General features: G+C 39.7%; 21 protein-coding genes and 1 other RNA gene. 13 read left to right on the forward strand and 9 right to left on the reverse strand.

What is annotated here, in order from left to right; translation table 11 throughout:
* The first annotated feature begins 80 nt into the window (after positions 1-80).
* From QHT84_RS08345 to rny, 4 genes are all read left to right on the forward strand, one after another.
* On the forward strand, positions 81-371 hold the full coding sequence (locus QHT84_RS08345) for a hypothetical protein (RefSeq protein WP_283239104.1): 291 nt from the start codon (positions 81-83) through the stop codon (positions 369-371).
* A gap of 3 nt (positions 372-374) precedes the next feature.
* Positions 375-671 (forward strand): cell division protein ZapA, encoded by a 297-nt coding sequence (locus QHT84_RS08350; RefSeq protein WP_283239105.1) that lies wholly within the window; start codon positions 375-377, stop codon positions 669-671.
* Between the two features lie 50 nt (positions 672-721).
* Positions 722-829: non-coding RNA, 6S RNA (gene ssrS / locus QHT84_RS08355), on the forward strand.
* A gap of 48 nt (positions 830-877) precedes the next feature.
* Positions 878-2,440 (forward strand): ribonuclease Y, encoded by a 1,563-nt coding sequence (rny, locus tag QHT84_RS08360; protein WP_283239106.1) that lies wholly within the window; start codon positions 878-880, stop codon positions 2,438-2,440.
* 46 nt (positions 2,441-2,486) lie between these two features.
* Here rny and QHT84_RS08365 read toward each other — a convergent pair whose 3' ends face one another.
* The 4 genes from QHT84_RS08365 to QHT84_RS08380 form a co-directional block, all read right to left on the reverse strand.
* The gene (locus tag QHT84_RS08365) at positions 2,487-2,879 is read right to left on the reverse strand and encodes a response regulator (RefSeq protein WP_283239107.1); all 393 of its coding nucleotides are present in this window, start codon (positions 2,877-2,879) and stop codon (positions 2,487-2,489) included.
* Positions 2,880-2,939: 60 nt separating this feature from the next.
* Positions 2,940-3,839: a site-specific tyrosine recombinase XerD gene (gene xerD / locus QHT84_RS08370; RefSeq protein WP_283239108.1), complete on the reverse strand. Its 900-nt coding sequence runs from the start codon at positions 3,837-3,839 to the stop codon at positions 2,940-2,942.
* A gap of 76 nt (positions 3,840-3,915) precedes the next feature.
* A complete protein-coding gene (locus tag QHT84_RS08375) occupies positions 3,916-4,449 on the reverse strand; it encodes a porin family protein (protein WP_283239109.1) in 534 nt (177 codons plus the stop codon).
* 131 nt (positions 4,450-4,580) lie between these two features.
* A complete protein-coding gene (locus QHT84_RS08380) occupies positions 4,581-5,198 on the reverse strand; it encodes an outer membrane beta-barrel protein (protein WP_283239110.1) in 618 nt (205 codons plus the stop codon).
* A gap of 290 nt (positions 5,199-5,488) precedes the next feature.
* Between QHT84_RS08380 and QHT84_RS08385 the strand changes: the two genes are divergently transcribed.
* From QHT84_RS08385 to QHT84_RS08400, 4 genes are all read left to right on the forward strand, one after another.
* Entirely contained in the window at positions 5,489-6,025 is a 537-nt protein-coding gene (locus QHT84_RS08385; RefSeq protein ID WP_283239111.1) for a porin family protein, read from the forward strand.
* Positions 6,026-6,096: 71 nt separating this feature from the next.
* Entirely contained in the window at positions 6,097-6,510 is a 414-nt protein-coding gene (gene aroQ / locus QHT84_RS08390) for a type II 3-dehydroquinate dehydratase (RefSeq protein WP_283239112.1), read from the forward strand.
* Positions 6,511-6,531: 21 nt separating this feature from the next.
* Positions 6,532-9,009 (forward strand): DUF5686 and carboxypeptidase regulatory-like domain-containing protein, encoded by a 2,478-nt coding sequence (locus tag QHT84_RS08395; protein WP_283239113.1) that lies wholly within the window; start codon positions 6,532-6,534, stop codon positions 9,007-9,009.
* Positions 9,010-9,053: 44 nt separating this feature from the next.
* Entirely contained in the window at positions 9,054-9,410 is a 357-nt protein-coding gene (locus tag QHT84_RS08400) for a hypothetical protein (protein ID WP_283239114.1), read from the forward strand.
* Here QHT84_RS08400 and QHT84_RS08405 read toward each other — a convergent pair whose 3' ends face one another.
* The 4 genes from QHT84_RS08405 to QHT84_RS08420 all read right to left on the reverse strand — a co-directional run bounded on the left by QHT84_RS08405 (position 9,411) and on the right by QHT84_RS08420 (position 12,664).
* Positions 9,411-10,178, reverse strand: a complete 768-nt coding sequence (locus QHT84_RS08405) for a sulfite exporter TauE/SafE family protein (RefSeq protein ID WP_283239115.1) — start codon at positions 10,176-10,178, stop codon at positions 9,411-9,413.
* Between the two features lie 108 nt (positions 10,179-10,286).
* Entirely contained in the window at positions 10,287-11,597 is a 1,311-nt protein-coding gene (murA, locus tag QHT84_RS08410; protein ID WP_283239116.1) for a UDP-N-acetylglucosamine 1-carboxyvinyltransferase, read from the reverse strand.
* A 78-nt stretch (positions 11,598-11,675) separates the two neighbouring features.
* Complete coding sequence (locus QHT84_RS08415) at positions 11,676-12,380, reverse strand: DUF4290 domain-containing protein (RefSeq protein ID WP_283239117.1); 705 nt, start codon at positions 12,378-12,380, stop codon at positions 11,676-11,678.
* Entirely contained in the window at positions 12,380-12,664 is a 285-nt protein-coding gene (locus QHT84_RS08420; RefSeq protein ID WP_283239118.1) for a DUF493 family protein, read from the reverse strand. The genes QHT84_RS08415 and QHT84_RS08420 overlap by 1 nt, the downstream gene beginning before the upstream one ends.
* Before the next feature lie 285 nt (positions 12,665-12,949).
* Here QHT84_RS08420 and QHT84_RS08425 point away from each other — a divergent pair, with 285 nt between their 5' ends.
* The 5 genes from QHT84_RS08425 to QHT84_RS08445 all read left to right on the forward strand — a co-directional run bounded on the left by QHT84_RS08425 (position 12,950) and on the right by QHT84_RS08445 (position 17,583).
* Positions 12,950-13,486: an AAA family ATPase gene (locus QHT84_RS08425; protein ID WP_283239119.1), complete on the forward strand. Its 537-nt coding sequence runs from the start codon at positions 12,950-12,952 to the stop codon at positions 13,484-13,486.
* A gap of 101 nt (positions 13,487-13,587) precedes the next feature.
* Entirely contained in the window at positions 13,588-15,480 is a 1,893-nt protein-coding gene (locus QHT84_RS08430) for a RecQ family ATP-dependent DNA helicase (protein WP_283239120.1), read from the forward strand.
* Between the two features lie 25 nt (positions 15,481-15,505).
* A complete protein-coding gene (fmt, locus tag QHT84_RS08435) occupies positions 15,506-16,453 on the forward strand; it encodes a methionyl-tRNA formyltransferase (protein ID WP_283239121.1) in 948 nt (315 codons plus the stop codon).
* Positions 16,454-16,628: 175 nt separating this feature from the next.
* On the forward strand, positions 16,629-16,901 hold the full coding sequence (locus tag QHT84_RS08440; RefSeq protein WP_283239122.1) for an HU family DNA-binding protein: 273 nt from the start codon (positions 16,629-16,631) through the stop codon (positions 16,899-16,901).
* 121 nt (positions 16,902-17,022) lie between these two features.
* Positions 17,023-17,583 (forward strand): YqgE/AlgH family protein, encoded by a 561-nt coding sequence (locus tag QHT84_RS08445; RefSeq protein WP_283239123.1) that lies wholly within the window; start codon positions 17,023-17,025, stop codon positions 17,581-17,583.
* Here QHT84_RS08445 and QHT84_RS08450 read toward each other — a convergent pair.
* Complete coding sequence (locus tag QHT84_RS08450; RefSeq protein ID WP_283239124.1) at positions 17,580-18,416, reverse strand: aminotransferase class IV; 837 nt, start codon at positions 18,414-18,416, stop codon at positions 17,580-17,582. The two genes, QHT84_RS08445 and QHT84_RS08450, sit on opposite strands and share 4 nt — an antisense overlap.
* Between the last annotated feature and the right edge of the window lie 54 nt (positions 18,417-18,470).

The raw sequence follows: 18,470 nt of genomic DNA on the forward strand, positions 1-18,470 counted from the left end.
AAAATAAATAATTGTCAAAACTATTGTGCAAACAAAATAGAATCCTAACTTTGTAAAGTAAGTAATGAATATAGTTATATATGAGTGAAATTGCAGAAATAATTGATTCTGTTGAAAGTAGAATTCAGCAACTTTTTATGAAAATAAACAGTTTGGAAAAGACTTCTACCGATTTGAAGACAGAATTAGAGCACGCTGCAATGCTGATTCAGAAGCAAAACGACGAAATAAAAACATTGAAATCGGAATGCGAATCGCTCAAAATGGCCAATTCATTATTAGGCGGTGAAGAAAACAAACGAGATACCAAGCTTAAAATAAATTCATTAATCCGTGAGATAGATTACTGTATTGCACAGTTGTCAGACTAAAGTATGGAGGATAAGCTTAAGATAAAGATATCAATTGCAGACCGAGTCTATCCTTTAACGGTAGACATGTCACAAGAAGAAGGACTGCGAAGTGCTTCTAAAAAAATTGATGCCATGATTAAGCAATTCGAAGAGAACTATGCGGTGCGCGACAAGCAAGATGTACTGGCTATGTGCGCTTTACAGTTTGCCTCACAAGTAGAACAAAAGCAAGTAGACAATGCTATTGATGGTTCGGAAGCCATAAAAAGACTGCAAAAGATTAATGATTTATTGTTCGATTATCTCGAAAAAAAATAACGTTCTTATCACAGATTACGACACTGCCTACATTAGTTTTTAATTGGTAAACTCAACACTAACAAATTAGAATGAGCAAATCGTCGCTACTAAAGCATGCCGCTTCTATCGCGGATCCTTGACCAGCGAGTTAGCTCAAAACTTGTCTTTACGAGTTTATGCATTCTCCTAATGTAGGCTTTTTTTATATATAAACCTTAACTAACATGGAAATTGTACTAATCATAGTTGCCCTCGTGGCAGGTATCGGCGGAGGCTTCGGGATTGCTAAATATCTCGAAAAAAACAACGTCTCCAACATGCTCAAAAACGCAAAAAAAGAAGCTGCTTCTATACTGAGAGATGCTAACGTAGAAGCCGAAAACATTAAAAAAGACAAATTACTTCAGGCAAAAGAAAAGTTTTTGGAACTCAAATCGGAACATGAAAAAGAGATTCTGAATAAAGACAAAAAAATTGCCGAAGTAGAAAAAAGAACCCGTGACAAAGAGTCACAAGTATCGAATGAATTGGCCAAAGCTAAAAAAATCAACGACGATTTTGAAGCCAAAACCAAAGAATACGAAGCTAAACTTGAGTTGTTAGACAAGAAGCACCAAGAGCTCGAGAAACTACACAAAAGCCAGGTAGAGCAATTGGAGGTAATCTCCGGTCTATCGGCCGAAGATGCGCGCGAACAATTAGTGGAAAGCCTCAAAGCCGAAGCCAAAACCAAAGCGATGTCACACATTCAGGACACCATTGAAGAAGCCAAACTAACAGCGCAACAAGAAGCTAAAAAAGTTATCATCAACACTATTCAACGTGTAGGAACCGAGGAAGCGGTTGAAAACTGCGTGTCGGTATTCAATATTGAATCCGATGATGTAAAAGGAAGAATCATTGGTCGTGAAGGTAGAAATATTCGCGCTTTAGAAGCCGCCACCGGTGTAGAAATCATCGTTGACGACACGCCTGAGGCTATTATCCTTTCGTGTTTTGATCCGGTTCGTCGTGAAATTGCGCGCTTATCATTACACAAATTGGTAACCGATGGTCGTATTCATCCGGCCCGAATTGAGGAAGTGGTCGCTAAAACTACCAAACAGATTGACGAAGAAATTGCCGAAGTAGGAAAACGTACCGTAATTGACCTCGGAATTCACGGCTTACACCCGGAACTGATTAAAGTGGTCGGTCGTATGAAATACCGTTCTTCCTACGGACAAAACTTATTGCAACACTCCAGAGAAGTGGCAAAATTATGTGGCATCATGGCTGCCGAATTAGGATTGAATGTGAAATTGGCCAAACGTGCCGGTTTGTTACACGATATCGGAAAAGTGCCGGATACCGAGAGCGACTTACCACACGCTTTATTGGGGATGCAATGGGCTGAAAAATACGGTGAAAAAGAAGAAGTGTGTAACGCTATCGGAGCGCACCACGATGAGATTGAAATGAAATACCTCATCTCTCCTATTGTACAAGTTTGTGATGCTATTTCGGGAGCCCGACCGGGTGCCCGTCGTCAGGTCTTGGATTCGTACATCCAACGCTTGAAAGATTTGGAAAATATTGCATTCGGATTTAACGGCGTGAAAAATGCCTACGCTATTCAAGCCGGACGTGAATTGCGCGTTATTGTAGAAAGTGAAAAAGTGAGCGATGAAATGGCTGCCAATTTATCGTTTGAAATATCTCAAAAAATTCAAACCGAAATGACCTATCCCGGACAAGTAAAAATTACGGTAATCCGTGAAACGAGAGCAGTAAATATTGCCAAATAGTTCTTCTTCGGAATCTTAATAAAAAAGCGGCCTTTTAGCCGCTTTTTTATTTGAAAATTTCTTTGATTAAATCATTCGTCATCGGTTTCACGTAGTAATTCAGAAACTCGCCCCTGAATTCTTCCGCCTTATCCGTATCGATTATATTATCGGACGAACTGATAATATGTACTTTAATTTCTTTTTCAATTGATTCTTTGAGCAATTTAAACTCCTCTAAAAACTGCCAACCGTCTAATACCGGCATATTGATATCCAATAAAATTAAATCGGGAAGATCATGATGACTATCCTTTTTGGATTGCAAATCCTGTAGAGCATCATAACCGTTTTCATAGAAGTAAGGAATCGCATTAATTCCGTTGTTTTCAAGCAACTTTCTGATGATAAAGTGATGCACTTTATCGTCATCAACAATAAAGACATTGTTAAATTTCATTATAAGACAGATTTGGGGATTATGTTTTGTCGGCACAAAAATACAACAAAATCCGATAAACTACATTTTTCTCGGATGAAATGTATGAATGATTTGTGTTAAATATTTTCTATCTAAGTGAACATAGATTTCTGTGGTTGTTATTGACTCGTGTCCGAGCATCATCTGAATAGAGCGCAAATCGGCGCCGTTTTCAAGCAAATGGGTAGCAAAAGAATGTCGGAAAGTATGCGGACTGATATTCTTTCCCAACTGAATCTTAACGGCTAAGTTCTTAATAATGGTAAACAGCATCGCGCGCGTCAGGCTTTTACCGCGACGATTGAGAAATAAGGTGTCTTCATGTCCTTTCGCAATCGGCAAATGTACCCGAATGGTATTCTTATACAATTCGATATATTTTCGAGTGCTGTCGGCTATCGGAACAAAGCGTTGCTTATTCCCTTTCCCTGTAATCTTAAGGAATCCTTCATCAAAAAATAAATCCGATATTTTAAGGGAAACGATTTCAGAAACACGAAGTCCGCAACCATAAAGTGTTTCCAGCATCGCTCTGTTTCGCTCTCCCTCGGGCGTGGTTAAATCGATAGCCGCAATCAATTGGTCAATCTCTTGCACCGATAACGTATCCGGAAGTTTACGACCTATTTTAGGTGCTTCTATTAATTCCATCGGATTATCCGTGCGATAATCCTCGAAGATTAAATACGAAAAGAAACTCTTTAATCCCGAAATGATTCGGGCCTGTGAGCGCGCATTGAGTTCTTTGGAAACGTCATAAATAAACTGTTGAATGGTCTCGGAACTGATTTTTTCGGGAGAAACGACTATGTTATTCTCCGCTAAAAACCCACAAAGTCGCTCCAAATCAAAGCTATAATTGGCCACTGTATTTTTCGACAAACCGCGCTCAATTTTGAGGTACGATTGATAACTCTTGATGTAGGTATTCCAATTCATACTACAAAGAAACGAAATGTAAGGGCACAAAAAAACCTCCCGATGGGAGGTTTTTAGAGATTTCTTATAGAAAATATTAGAATCTGTATCCTAAACCAACTTGGAAAGAAGTAGTATTAGCATCAACACCATCAATATCAGAGATGTTAGCCAAACCTAAGTTATAACGAGCATCAAAGAATAATCCTGATTCTAATTCATAACCGGCACCAATTCCTAAACCATAGTCTAATGATTTAACGTTATCTTTAATATCATCACCACCGGCAACAAAACCGAATTGTGGACCCGCTTGAAGGTTTAATCCTTCCATTACGTAGTATTTAGCCATAACCGGGATTCTAACGAAGTTTAAAGCCGCATCTTTAGCGCCTTCCATTGAATATAACAACTCCGGTTGAACGTGGAATTTTTCTGAAATAGAAAAGTCAACTAAACCACCTACATAGAAACCTGAAGTAGCATCGGTATCATAATCCCCAGTAAAATTTGAGTTGATGTAACCCGCTTTAACACCAAATTTCATGTCGCTTGATCCTCCTTTTTTGTCTTGAGCATTTGCAAAAGTTAAGGCAAATACAGCCGCCATTGTAAAAATTACTTTTTTCATGTTTGTTTTAATTTTTAAAATTAGTGAAGCGAAAGTAAGATTTTTTAGTTAATAAATAAATTTTGATTTAATTTTTTTTAACAAAAAAAAACCACGCTTAAAGCGTGGTTTTCTATTCTCGTTGCTAGAGATTATAATTTGTAGATCAAACCAAAGCTAACGTCAGACATATCTAAGCCTAAGTTGAAACCGTTAGTTTTCTCAGCACCATTTCCACCGTTGTCGTTAGATGAATAACCTAAACCACCCCAAGAAGTTGTAAGTGCAAAACTGTTAGACACAAAATAATGTAATCCTACAGGAACATTAACACCGATGATTTTTGAAGTAGAATCACCTAATCCAGAAACTTCAGATTTGATTGAAGCATAAGAAACATTACCTCCTACAGAAAGTGAAAATTTGCTTGCAGGTGTCCAGAAATATTTAACTCCCGCAGAAATTCCGAAACCTGAAGTTTTCAATTCATATAAATCACCATCTCCAAAAAGATCTACATTTTCTTTACCAGAAAGGTAAGCCAATGAACCTTCGATAGCTAAATTATCAGAGATAAAATAACCAAGTCCTGGAGCGATAGTGAAGCTATCTGTTTTGAAGTCTCCGGTTTTCTCACTTGAAAAGTTGAAAGAACCTGATAAGTACAAATCACCTTTAGCAAATCCTTCTCCTGAACCTTCTTTTTTGTCTTGTGCGTTAGCAAACCCAAAAGCGAATACTGCAGCAACGGTTAAAATAATTTTTTTCATGTTTGTTTAATTTTAAAATTAATATGAACAAAGTTAAAAGTTTAGTTTAATAGGAATTATTCGTGTTTTTGGACTTATTAACAAGGTTATCAACAACTGTCACGGTCAACAAAATTGATTTTCAATAAAATAGCCTACCCTTCCCTTTTTGCCCCAAATCACCGTTGTTTCAAAAGACATCTCAAAACAGCAATACTATCCCTATTTTCTTAAAAAATGTTAATGATACAATAATCCTCGGCTCATTTTCGTTTACTGCTATACATCACTTTATTTTTAAAAATACGTTTATGAAAAAAGCAATTGGATTATTATTTCTGTTAATGAGCATCCCTACTGTGAATGCTCAAATGGTAAAGTTCGGATTAAAAGCCGGTGCGAATTTCTCCAATTTGGAAGGAGACAATGTAGAAGGCTCTACGTATACCAGTTTTCATTTCGGCGCTGTATTGGAATTAAAATTACTGGAAAACTTGTCTGTACAACCCGAGTTACTCTATTCGTCACAAGGAACCAAAGTCAATAGCGCTGCCTTTGACGACATCAATTACAATTACATAACGGTTCCGGTTTTAGCCAAGTTTTATCTCACCGGTAAAAAACTGAGTTTAGAAGCCGGTCCGCAATTTTCCTTCTTGGTCAATGAAAATGTTGAAGATCAATTTGAAGGTGAAACCTTTGATTTTGGTTTAGCAGCCGGTTTGGGTTATAACATTACCGACCATGTTTTTGTGCAAGCACGCTATGTGGCCGGTTTAACCGAAGCCTCCAAGAACGCCGAAGTCACGAACAGAGTAATGCAAGTATCATTAGGTTACCGTTTTTAAAAAATAGTAAGTTTCCTGTAAAACCGTTGCCCAATCAGCAACGGTTTTCTATTTTTACTTAAAATTCATTTATGAAAATCATCATCATTAACGGCCCCAATCTGAATTTATTGGGCAAACGCGAACCGGATATTTACGGCGACACTACTTTTGAAACATTCTTCGATAGCTTACAAAACAAATACCCTAACATTACCTTGCATTATTATCAAAGCAATGTAGAAGGCGAACTCATCAACAAAATTCAGGAAGTAGGTTTTGATTATGACGGTATCATTCTCAATGCCGCAGCCTATACGCATACCTCTGTTGGTATTGGCGATGCGGTGAAAGCCATCACCACACCGGTGATTGAAGTGCACATTTCCAACACCTTTGCTCGGGAAACCTTCCGTCATCAATCTTTTATTTCTCCTAATGCCAAAGGCATTGTAATTGGATTCGGATTGAAAAGCTATGAGTTAGCTTTACAATCTTTTTTATAAAAGCCCAACAAACACAAAACAATGAAACAAAAACTACTCTCTTTCCTTTTTACCCTAATCACAGCCATTTCTTTTGCACAAATCAAAGGAAAAGTCACAGACGACAAAGGCAATCCGTTGCCCTTTGTCAACATCTTCGAAGAAAACACCTATAACGGTACCACTACCAACGAGCAGGGACGGTTTGAAATAAACATCAAGACGCCCGGAAACCACACGCTTATTTTTCAGTACTTGGGTTACAAAACCGTGAAAGAAATCGTGACATTCGATAAACTTCCCGTGACGGTTGACATTGTGATGCAGGAAGAAAACATCACGCTTAAAGAAGTAGTGATTAATCCGAAAGACAATCCGGCCAACGAAATCATACGTAAAGCCATTCAAAATAAAAAAGAAAACGCCGCCAAAACCGGGAAATACACCGCCGATTTTTATTCGCGTGGAATTTTCAGAATTAAAGACGCGCCCAAAACCATATTGGGACAAAAGTTTGACTTTTTTGATGAAGTACTCGACTCTACCCGAAGCGGTATTTTATACCTCTCGGAAACCGTTTCACGAATTACCTTCCAAAAACCCGACAAACTCAAAGAAATTATTGTGGCTTCCAAAGTAAGCGGCAACGACAATGGCTTTAGCTTTAACAATGCGGCTTCGGTGAATTTTGATTTTTATGAAAATTACCTGCCATTCGAGGTCAATGTGGTTTCCCCTATAGCCGACAATGCGTTCAATTATTACAAATACCAATTTGAAGGCTCCTTCTTTACCGAAAACCGACAACAAATCAATAAAATTAAAGTCGTTCCCCGCCGCGAGACCGAACCGGTTATGGAAGGCTACATTTATATAGTAGATGACAATTACGCTATTTATGCGATTGATTTGACTATTACAGGCAATCAGATGCAAACGCCTGCCATCGACAAATTGGTTTTAAAACAAAATTACAGCTACAATTCGAACAATAAAATTTGGGTAAAAAACACGCAAACTATCGATTTTGTGGCAGGCATGCTCGGCATCAAACTCAACGGTCGGTTTACCTATGTATATACCAATTTCGAATTTGAGCCGAAAATTGAAAAGAAAACCTTTACCAACGAGATTCTCTCTTTTGAAAAAGACGCCAACAAAAAAGAGAACAGCTTTTGGGATACCATCAGACCGGTGCCGCTGACCGAGGAAGAATCGACGGATTATGTCAAAAAAGATGAATTGCAAACCAAAAAGAAATCCAAAGTATATTTAGACTCTATCGATGCCAAGCGCAACAAATTCAGACCCATGGACATCTTGAGCGGCTACAGCTACAAGAACTCCTTTAAAAAATGGTCGGTTGACTACGACGGACCGTTGCTATCAACCTCCTTCAACACCGTTCAAGGTTGGCGCATGAATGCCGGTGTATCGTACACCAAACGCAACGAGGAAAAAAGAACGTTTACCCGAATCGGTTCCCGATTTGACTACGGTTTCTCGGAAGAAAAAATCAGAGCTACGTTCAACGTTACACACAAATTCAACAATCTCGATAACAGTTTGTTTTCTCTCAACGGCGGAAGCACCGTGAGTCAATTCAATGCGGCCAATCCGATTTCCAAAATGGTTAATACTGTAAGTACATTGTTCTTCAAAAACAATTTTATGAAACTGTATGAGAAGAATTTTGTCAGTGCCTTTTTCGGCAGGGAAATCGTCAACGGCTTTTATTTGAATACCGCTGTTGAATATGCCGAGCGAAAACCACTATACAACACGACCGATTATACCGTAATTAAAAACGACGATTTGTATACATCCAACAATCCGCTCAACCCGTCAGACGAGACATCGGCAGCCTTGGAAAAACACAATTTGGTCAAAGCCAATATTTTGATGCGATTTAACTTCGGACAAAAGTATTGGAAACGCCCCGACGGGAAATTCAATATTCCGAATGACGATTATCCGACCGTGACGCTGGCCTATGAGAAAACGCTGGCTGCCACGGCCAAAAATTACGAATATGATTTGCTTTCCGGAAGAGTAAATTATGAAGTAACCTTGGGGAATAAAGGCGATATGCAACTCAATTTGAAAGCCGGTAAATTCTTTAATGCCGATGGCATTTCGTTCGTAGATTACAAACATTTCAATGGCAATCAAACCCATATCGGGCAAACCGACAGTTATACCAATGTGTTTAACTTGTTGCCGTATTATTCGGCCAGCACGAATGACCGCTATTGGGAAAGCCATATCGAACACAACGACAAAGGCTATATCATGAACAAACTGCCGTTACTGAAATACCTGCAATCGCAATTGGTTTTAGGCTTTCACAACTTAGCGGTTCCCGACAGAAAACCGTATCAGGAATTTTCCATTGGCTTGGATAATTTAGGTTTCGGGAAATTTAAATTTTTGAGAGTCGATTATGTGCATTCGTACCAAAGCGGCTCCCAAACTGACGGCGTAGTTTTCGGCATCAAATTTTTAAATGCTTTTGAATAATAAAACAGTCCTTTATTCGTTTTACAGTTACAGAAAACAAAATTATGAAACGGATAATTTTCATTGTAATATTGATTCTTATTGCCTTTTCAATCATTGGATTGATTCCTACTCATCGTTCAAAAGAAAACGCGATTGTAATCGTCGGCAAAGTAAAATCGGTAGCTGAAGGCGGTGTTAAGGATTTGGTTTTCGAATTAGAAAACAACAACACTACGTATTACATCAATCGTGGTTTGGAAAACGGTTTTGAACTGGAAGACGCCAAAAGGCAATTCACAGGAAAGAACATCACGTTGTTTTATGCAGATTCTTGGACGCCGTTAGCACCGTTTGGCACCACCAGCAAACACCTGTCACGTGCTATTATAAATGATACTGTTATTTATAACGAATGGTAATCATTTCAAAAACACATCATACCCAAAACGCAACAGCGTTAGGATGACTACAAAAAGGAAAAACTTTCGAATGAAGGTATTTCCTTTTTTTATGGCCAATTTGGCGCCAATCCAACCGCCCAACGCATTGCAAAACGCCATCGGAAGAGCAAAAGCCCAAACAATTTTTCCCTTCCAGACAAACAAACAAATCGACCCTAAGTTCGTGGCCAAGTTGACCATTTTGGCATTGGCGGACGCGTGTAAGAAGTCGAATCCTAAAATAGACACAAAACCCAACACGAGGAAACTTCCGGTGCCGGGACCGATAAATCCGTCGTAGAAACCCACCAACAAACTAAGGATAACGGCATACAACACTTGTTGTTTTACCGAATGGGATTTGTCTTGATGCTGCCCGAAATTCTTCTTTTTGAAGGTATATATCGCCAAACCAATCAAAATAAAAAACAGCAGCGGTTTCATAAAATCGTTACGCACCACATTGAGTAAAGCCGAACCCAAAAAAGCAGCTCCGAAAGCCAAAACGGCCATCAGGGAAAGTAGTTTCCAATCCATGGCCACTTTTTTCAAATATTGAAACGCGGCAAAACCGGTGCCGCTGAAGGCCGGAATCTTTAGCGATCCTATGATGCTTGCCACCGATAAATGGGGCATCAAAATCATTGCTGCCGGCGTTTGAATCAATCCGCCGCCGCCCACTATCGCATCAACAAAACCGGCGAAGAATGAAGCAATACAAAGTAAAACAATGATATAGGTTTCCATTTTTTAAAAAGCTCATAAAAAAATTCCAAATCCCAATCAATTAAGTTTGGTATTTGGAATTCCATATTTTGTTAACTGAACACTAATTACTGAACACTGTGTACTGAGTTAAACACGAACGATATTAGCACCCAGTGCACGAAGCCTTTCATCAATTCTTTCGTATCCGCGGTCTATTTGCTCAATGTTTTGAATGGTTGAAGTGCCTTTAGCCGAAAGCGCGGCAATCAACAAGGAAATTCCCGCACGGATATCCGGCGACGACATGGTTGTGGCTTTGAGTTGCGATTTAAAATCGTGTCCCATCACTACGGCTCGGTGCGGATCACACAACATAATTTTGGCACCCATATCGATTAGTTTATCCACAAAGAACAAGCGGCTTTCAAACATTTTTTGGTGAATCAATACATCCCCGTTGGCCTGTGTGGCCACTACCAAAACAATACTTAACAAATCGGGAGTAAAGCCCGGCCATGGTGCATCGGCTATGGTTAAAATAGAACCGTCAATATCGGTTTTTACGGTATAGCCTTTGGTATGCGCCGGAATATAAATATCATCGCCTTTGCGCTCCAATGTAATACCCAATTTGCGGAATACATTCGGAATCACACCCAAATTATCCCAACTCACATTTTTAATGGTAATCTCACTGCGCGTCATCGCTGCCAATCCGATCCACGATCCAATTTCAATCATGTCGGGCAAAATGCGATGTTCGCAACCACCCAATTTTTCAACACCTTCAATGGTCAACAAGTTCGATCCTACGCCGCTGATTTTGGCGCCCATAGAATTCAACATTTTACACAACTGCTGCAAATAAGGTTCGCAAGCCGCATTGTAAATGGTGGTAGTCCCTTCGGCCAAAACAGCGGCCATCACAATATTTGCGGTTCCGGTTACCGAAGCCTCATCGAGTAACATATACGTTCCTTTCAAACGTCCTTTCGACTCTACGCCATAAAAGTGATCTTCTCTTTCGTAACGAAACTTAGCACCCAGATTGATAAATCCTTCAAAGTGTGTATCCAAACGGCGCCTCCCGATTTTGTCACCACCCGGTTTCGGAATATAACCGCAGCCAAAGCGCGCCAAAAGCGGCCCGACTATCATAATGGAACCTCTTAAGCTTCCGCCTTCCTTTTTAAAAGCTTCGGTTTTTAGGTAATCTACATTGACTTCATCGGCTTGGAAGGTATAATCACCGGGACCGTTTTTTTGGATTTTTACCCCCAAATTTCCCAGCAATACAATTAATTTATTGACATCAATAATATCCGGAATATTGGTCACTCTGACTTTTTCCGATGTTAACAAAGCCGGACACAAAACTTGCAATGCTTCGTTCTTGGCTCCCTGCGGCTGTACTTCTCCTTTTAATGAAATGCCGCCTTCTATTTTGAATGTTCCCATTTTCTTTGTTAAAAGTTGTATGTTATAAGTTGTACGTTGCGATGGGTTGACATAGAACCCACAACATACAACCTACAACTATTTCTGATTGTTATTGTTTTTCTGAAAATTCTTTTTGCCGTTTTTGCTCTTCGGCTTGCCGTTTTGAACCGGACTCTTATTCGACATTTTTTTGTTGGTACGCATCAAGTCGGTGGTGTTAAGCAATTCTTCGCTGCTTTGCAGCAAATTCAACTTCCCGCCCGACAATTCATACAAGTGTTCAAAAATCACGGTATCAGTCACCGTGTCTTTGTTCCAACTCAAATACGATTTTTTCATGTGGTTGGCAATCACTTTGACCAGGGCGCTCTTCATTTCGCCCTCTTCCCAACTGTTGGCCACATCAATCATGTACTTAATATTGTTGCCGTAAAAGCGATACTTCGGATTCTTTTGCGGGTACGCCAAGCGCTCCGGCTTCAAATTAATCACATCACGCGACGGAATCGGATAAGGCGAATCGACATCCAACCTAAAATCGGACATGATAAAAATCTGATCCCATAATTTGTGCTGAAAATCGGGCACATCGCGCAAATGCGGATTCAAACTGCCCATTACCTGAATGATGTATCGGGCGGCTTTGTTGCGCTCTTCCCTATCGGGAATCAAAGTCGCTTGGTCAATGAGCTTTTGCAAATGACGTCCGTATTCCGGGATAATCAAATGCGGACGCTCGGCATTATATTCTAAATAATGCACCACGTCGTTGGCGTTCTCCTTAATATATTTCTCTGCCATTACAACGAAATTATTCCTTCAATATCCGACACCTCAATGTACTTTTCCACCACACTGTCGGGACTCTCCATCATTACATTAACCGATACACTGGTGTATTTACCGGTCTTCGATTGCGTGGTTTGTATCACCGCACCCATGTTGTCAAAGGCATTTTCCACTTCTTCTATTTTCTTGGGATCCGTAGGCACAATAAACTTGTAGAGGTACTCGGTTGGCCATGTCGAAGTGTTGTTGAGTTCTTCCCGCAATCGGGCGTAAAATTCTTCGGTTTTCTTATCCATTTATTCCAAAATAAAAGCAAATATACAGTAATGATTTTAGATTTTACAGAAGATTTCACATGGTTTTATTTTTATTTTCGGGAGCGAATGGCTTGGGTTTCTTTGTCCTCCGTATTCCTGCTGTCCGCTTTTGTCCCGATGCCGAGACTTCGGCATCGGGAGCAATCGCTTCCATCAGGGCTAAACAGCCCGCTAAGCGCCGCTCGGGAAGTACAAAAATAAATTCGGACTTCTCTTTCGAAAATCTAATTTGTTTCGATAAATTTGCCCCTTATTTCCAAAATCTTGAAAAAAGAACTGATAGTTATCACCGGCGGTCCCGGCACCGGAAAAACCACCATCATCGATGCCCTCATCGAACAAGGATATGCGTGTTTTCCCGAAATTTCAAGACAAATCACCATGGAAGCTAAAAAGCAAGGTATCGAACAATTGTTTCTCGAAAAGCCGTTGCTCTTCAGCGAACTGTTGCTCGAAGGCCGAAAAAAGCAACACCAACAGGCCATACAAGATGCCGCTGAAATTGTTTTCTTAGACCGTGGCATTCCCGATATTTTAGCCTACATGCATTATATAGGCGACAGTTATCCGGCTTTTTTCGACCAGGCCAGCCGCGAGCACCAATATTCTAAAGTATTTGTATTGCCGCCTTGGGAAGCCATTTATGAAAGCGATGAGGCTCGTTATGAAAACTTCGAACAAGCCAAACTCATTTTCGACCACTTACTCGAAACCTATCAAAAATACGGATACCAACTTATCGAAGTCCCTTGCGGTAGCGTAGAAGAGCGCATCGCTTTTATCCTGAACCAGTTGGCGTAATTACATTTTTTGTGTAAACCAAAGCCAATTCTTTTTCATACTTTTATACCGTAAACCCAATTCCCTGTGAACGGTCACAGGGGTTCATTCATCTGAGTCCCTTGAGTCAAGCCTTAGCAATTCTTAAACAATATTGGAAACATGATAGTTTTCGTGAACCTCAGGAAGCCGTTATCAAATCGGTTTTGGAAGGACACGATACTTTTGCACTCATGCCTACCGGCGGCGGAAAATCGGTTTGTTTTCAAATTCCGGCGCTACTGCAGCAGGGGATTTGTTTGGTAATCTCGCCTTTGGTCGCTTTGATGCGAGACCAAGTGCAAAATTTACAATACAAAGACATTAAGGCCACGGCACTTACCGGAGGGCTGTCGCTTAATGACAGCATTGCCATTTTAGACAATTGTCAGTTCGGAAATTACAAATTCCTGTACCTCTCTCCGGAGAGGTTGCAAAACGACTGGATTGTGGAGCGACTGAAAAATCTACCCGTCAATTTAATTGCCATCGACGAAGCGCATTGCGTATCGCAATGGGGACACGATTTCCGCCCGGCGTATTTAAAAATTGCGCAGCTCAGAGAATTCTTTCCCAAGGTGCCTTTTTTGGCGCTAACCGCGTCGGCTACACCGCGCGTTCAGGAAGACATTATTTCGCAATTACAACTCAAAAATCCGCAAATTTTTACCAAATCCTTTTACCGCACGAATTTGGCCTACATGGTTTTTGAAACGGAAGACAAATTACATCGGATGCAACAAATACTGCGCAAAAATCCGGAGCCTGCCATTGTGTATGTCACCAACCGCAAGTCGTGTCTGGAAACCGCCCATCATTTGGAAAACATGGGCTTTACGGCTACCTATTACCACGGCGGATTGGCACCAAAGGAAAAAGCACGCCATATGATGCTTTGGATGGAAGAAAAAGCGCAAGTCATAGTGGCCACCAATGCTTTTGGGATGGGCATCGATAAAGCCAATGTAAAAACCATTATTCATTTGCACTTACCGCAAAATTTAGAAAACTACTATCAGGAAGCCGGTCGCGCCGGAAGAAACGGCGAAAAAGCATTTGCCGTGTTGCTTCACAATCCGTCGGATGTATTGCATGCGGAAGCTCAATTTATCAAGGTGTTGCCCGATAAAGTTTTTTTAAATTCGGTGTTCACCAAACTCTGTAATTACTTTCAAATTGCGTATGGCGAAGGCATCGAAGAACAGTTTCGTTTTAACTTACATCATTTCTGTACCAAATATGATTTCCCAACGTTAAAAACGTATAATGCCCTACAGTTTCTCGACCGACAAGGTATCATCAGTTTGTCGCAAGAGTTCTCGGAAAAAATCACATTGCAATTCATCATTCCTTCCAAAGAAGTGATTCGCTACATGAGTTTACATCCGCAGGACGAACCCATTATACTCACCATTTTACGAACCTATCCCGGCATTTACGATATGCAAACGGCTTTTAATGCTGCACTGATTGCCAAAAAATCGAATCACAGTGAAGCCGAGGTGTTATCCCTGCTTCAAAAATTGAAAGAAAAAGACCTGGTGGATTACATAGCCAAAAGTAACGATGCTACCATTACTTTTAATGACGTTCGCGAAGATGAGCGAACCATCAACAGGGTTTCGAAATATTTGGCCGCGCAGAATCAATTAAAAATAGCACAACTGAAAGCTGTTCTGGCGTATTGCTGCGATCAAAAAACATGTAAAAGCAAATTGTTACTGGGGTATTTCGGTGAAAGCCAAAAGCAGGATTGCGGTATTTGCTCCTACTGCATTTCGAAAAATAAAGAACCGTTATCCGAAGGTTTGGTATCGGAACACATTAAAGCCTTACTGAAAAATCAGAAATTAAATTCGAGAGAAATTCAAGAAATAACACAATTTCCAAAAGACGCTATTATCTTTGCCCTGCAACAATTATTAGATGAGGAAGTCATCAGCATTGACACCGACAATTTGTATTCCTTACAATAAAATAGCGCCACAATACTATCAAAAAATGGAAAAATTACGCATTGTATTTATGGGAACGCCCGAATTTGCCGTAGGCATTTTGGATACCATTATTAAACATAACTTCGAGGTAGTCGGCGTGATTACAGCGCCCGACAAGCCCGCCGGACGCGGACAAAAAATCAAATATTCGGCCGTTAAAGAATATGCCTTATCGCATCATTTGAAATTATTACAACCGACAAACCTAAAAGACGAAACCTTTCTAACCGAATTGCAAAGCTTAAACGCTAACCTGCACGTGGTGGTGGCTTTCAGAATGTTGCCCGAAGTGGTTTGGCGCATGCCTAAGTTAGGAACTTTTAATTTGCACGCTTCGCTTTTGCCAAACTACAGAGGCGCCGCCCCTATTAACTGGGCCATCATTAACGGAGAAACCAAGACCGGGGTGACCACTTTTTTTATCGATGATAAAATAGATACCGGTGCCATGATTTTGAGCAAAGAAACAACTATATATCCGGAAGAGAATGCCGGAGAATTGCACGACCGATTGATGGTTTTAGGAAGCGAAGCCGTTGTAGAAACGTTACAGTTAATCGCCCATGGCTCGGTTACAACAACACTGCAAACGGATAACGCTGACATTAAAACAGCGTACAAGCTCAATAGGGACAATTGTAAAGTAGACTGGAACAAATCGGCTAAGGAGATTCACAACCTGATTCGCGGTTTGTCGCCGTATCCGGCAGCATGGTGTTTGTTTAAAGATAGAGGAGAAGAGTGGAGTGTTAAGTTATATGACGCCAAAATCATTTCAGAAAACCATTTGTCCCCGATAGGACGAATCACCACTACCAAAAAAGAAATAAAAGTAGCGGTTAAAGACGGTTTCATACAACTGCTGAGTTTGCAATTTCCGGGGAAGAAAAAAATGCAGGCTCACGAGCTCTTAAATGGTATTACCTTTTCGGAAGAAGCGCAAGCAGAATAAGGTCTCAAGCGATTTTTAAATAAAAAAATCGATGAAAGGCTTAGGTTTATCAACAAATAGTTGAAGTTATCAACAAATTTTTGAAAAAAACCTGAAAACGCTTGCACGGTAAGGAATTCCTATTAAATTTGTTATCATTAACAGAATGTTTAACCAACAATTAATAACTAACATTATGAACAAATCAGAATTAATCGATGCAATTGCAGCTGACGCTGGAATCACAAAAGCTGCTGCAAAATTAGCTTTAGAATCATTTTTAGGAAATGTAGGAAGCACTTTGAAAAAAGGCGGAAGAGTATCTTTAGTAGGATTCGGTTCTTGGTCAGTTTCTAAAAGAGCTGCCAGAGACGGAAGAAACCCTCAAACAGGAAAAACTATCAAAATTGGCGCTAAAAATGTAGTAAAATTCAAAGCTGGTGCTGAATTGGACGGAGCAGTAAACTAATTTTAAATTGTTCTAATATACAGAGGTCACATTGTAAAATGTGGCCTTTTTTTTGTTTTACAACAAAAAAATTAGCTTTTTTAAAACCTTTTTAGTAGCTTTAGTAAAAATTAGCTGAAAAATGATTTCCGAAAAACTTCAAAAAGGACAATTATTAATAGCAGAACCCTCGATAATTGGCGACTTGTCTTTTAACCGATCCGTCATATTATTGGCCGACCACAACGAAGAAGGTTCGGTTGGGTTTATTTTAAACAAACCTTTAAAATACACCATCAACGATTTGATTCCGGAGATTCATGCCAATTTTAAGATTTACAATGGCGGTCCGGTAGAGCAAGATAACTTGTATTTCATTCACAACATTCCGAATTTGATTCCGAACAGTATTGAAATTTCCAACGGGATTTTTTGGGGCGGCGATTTTGAATTAACCAAAAGCCTTATCAACAAAGGATTGGTGAAGAAAAAAAACATCCGATTCTTTTTGGGTTATTCCGGTTGGGATTCCGAACAATTGGAAAATGAAATGCAATCGAATTCCTGGATTTTGTCTAAAAACATTTATGAGAATAAGATTTTGGGCAAATCCTCGGTACATTTTTGGAAAGAAAAGATTTTGGAATTGGGTGGTGACTACTTAATATGGTCTAATGCACCCGAGAATCCTATTTTAAACTAAATCGCAATACTTTCATTTAATTTTTCCAACAACCTTTTGGAAAAAACCGTTTCGAATTCTTTCTTCCTGTACTTCGTTATCGGTTGAATTCCGGTAATAACATTGGTAATGAACAATTCATCCGCTTTTTGTAAGTCAAACGGTGAAATTTCTTTTTGCACTACCTCAACCTCCTGAATTTCGGCAGCCAATTTTAATAGCTGCTTTCGCATTACACCATTTAAAGCGCCTTCAGTTAAAGGCGGCGTAATCAGTTGATGGTTCATTAACATAAATACGTTTCCGTTCACTGCTTCGGCTACATTTTTATCTTCATTGAGAATCAAGCAAGAATCTAAGCCGTTTTCTTGCGCAAAAATGCCGGAAGTAACCTGAATTATTTTGTTGGTTGTTTTAAGTGTTGACAACAATTGTTTTGCAATCGTAAAATCTTTGTATAAATCAACTTCATAGGACTTATTATCCATTTGATATAATTTATTCTCTAAACCAACAGCCTGAATCACAAAAGAAACCGAATTATCTGTCGGGGTGTAAAATCCGCCTTCATTTCGAAACACCGTAATTCTGACTCTTGCCGAATCTTGGATATGGAGTTGCTGCACTAACCCTATTATTTGACTTTCCAAATATTCATAGGTGAATGCAATAGGAATCTGCATGCGAACAATTCGCAATGAGGCTAACAACCTAAAGTAATGGTCTTCAAAAAAAAGAATCTTTCCGTCTTTAATTTTGAGCGTTTCAAAAACGCCGTCACCATAGAGGAAAGAGCGATTAAAAATAGATATTTGTTGGTCTGAGTCCGTATAAATTCCGTTGAAATTAATCATAAAAAAAAACCGTCCGAATATTAGAATCGGACGGGACAAATATAAGTTTAAAAA

Origin of the sequence: Flavobacterium sedimenticola (assembly GCF_030053345.1) — a bacterium.
Lineage (GTDB): Bacteria > Bacteroidota > Bacteroidia > Flavobacteriales > Flavobacteriaceae > Flavobacterium > Flavobacterium sedimenticola.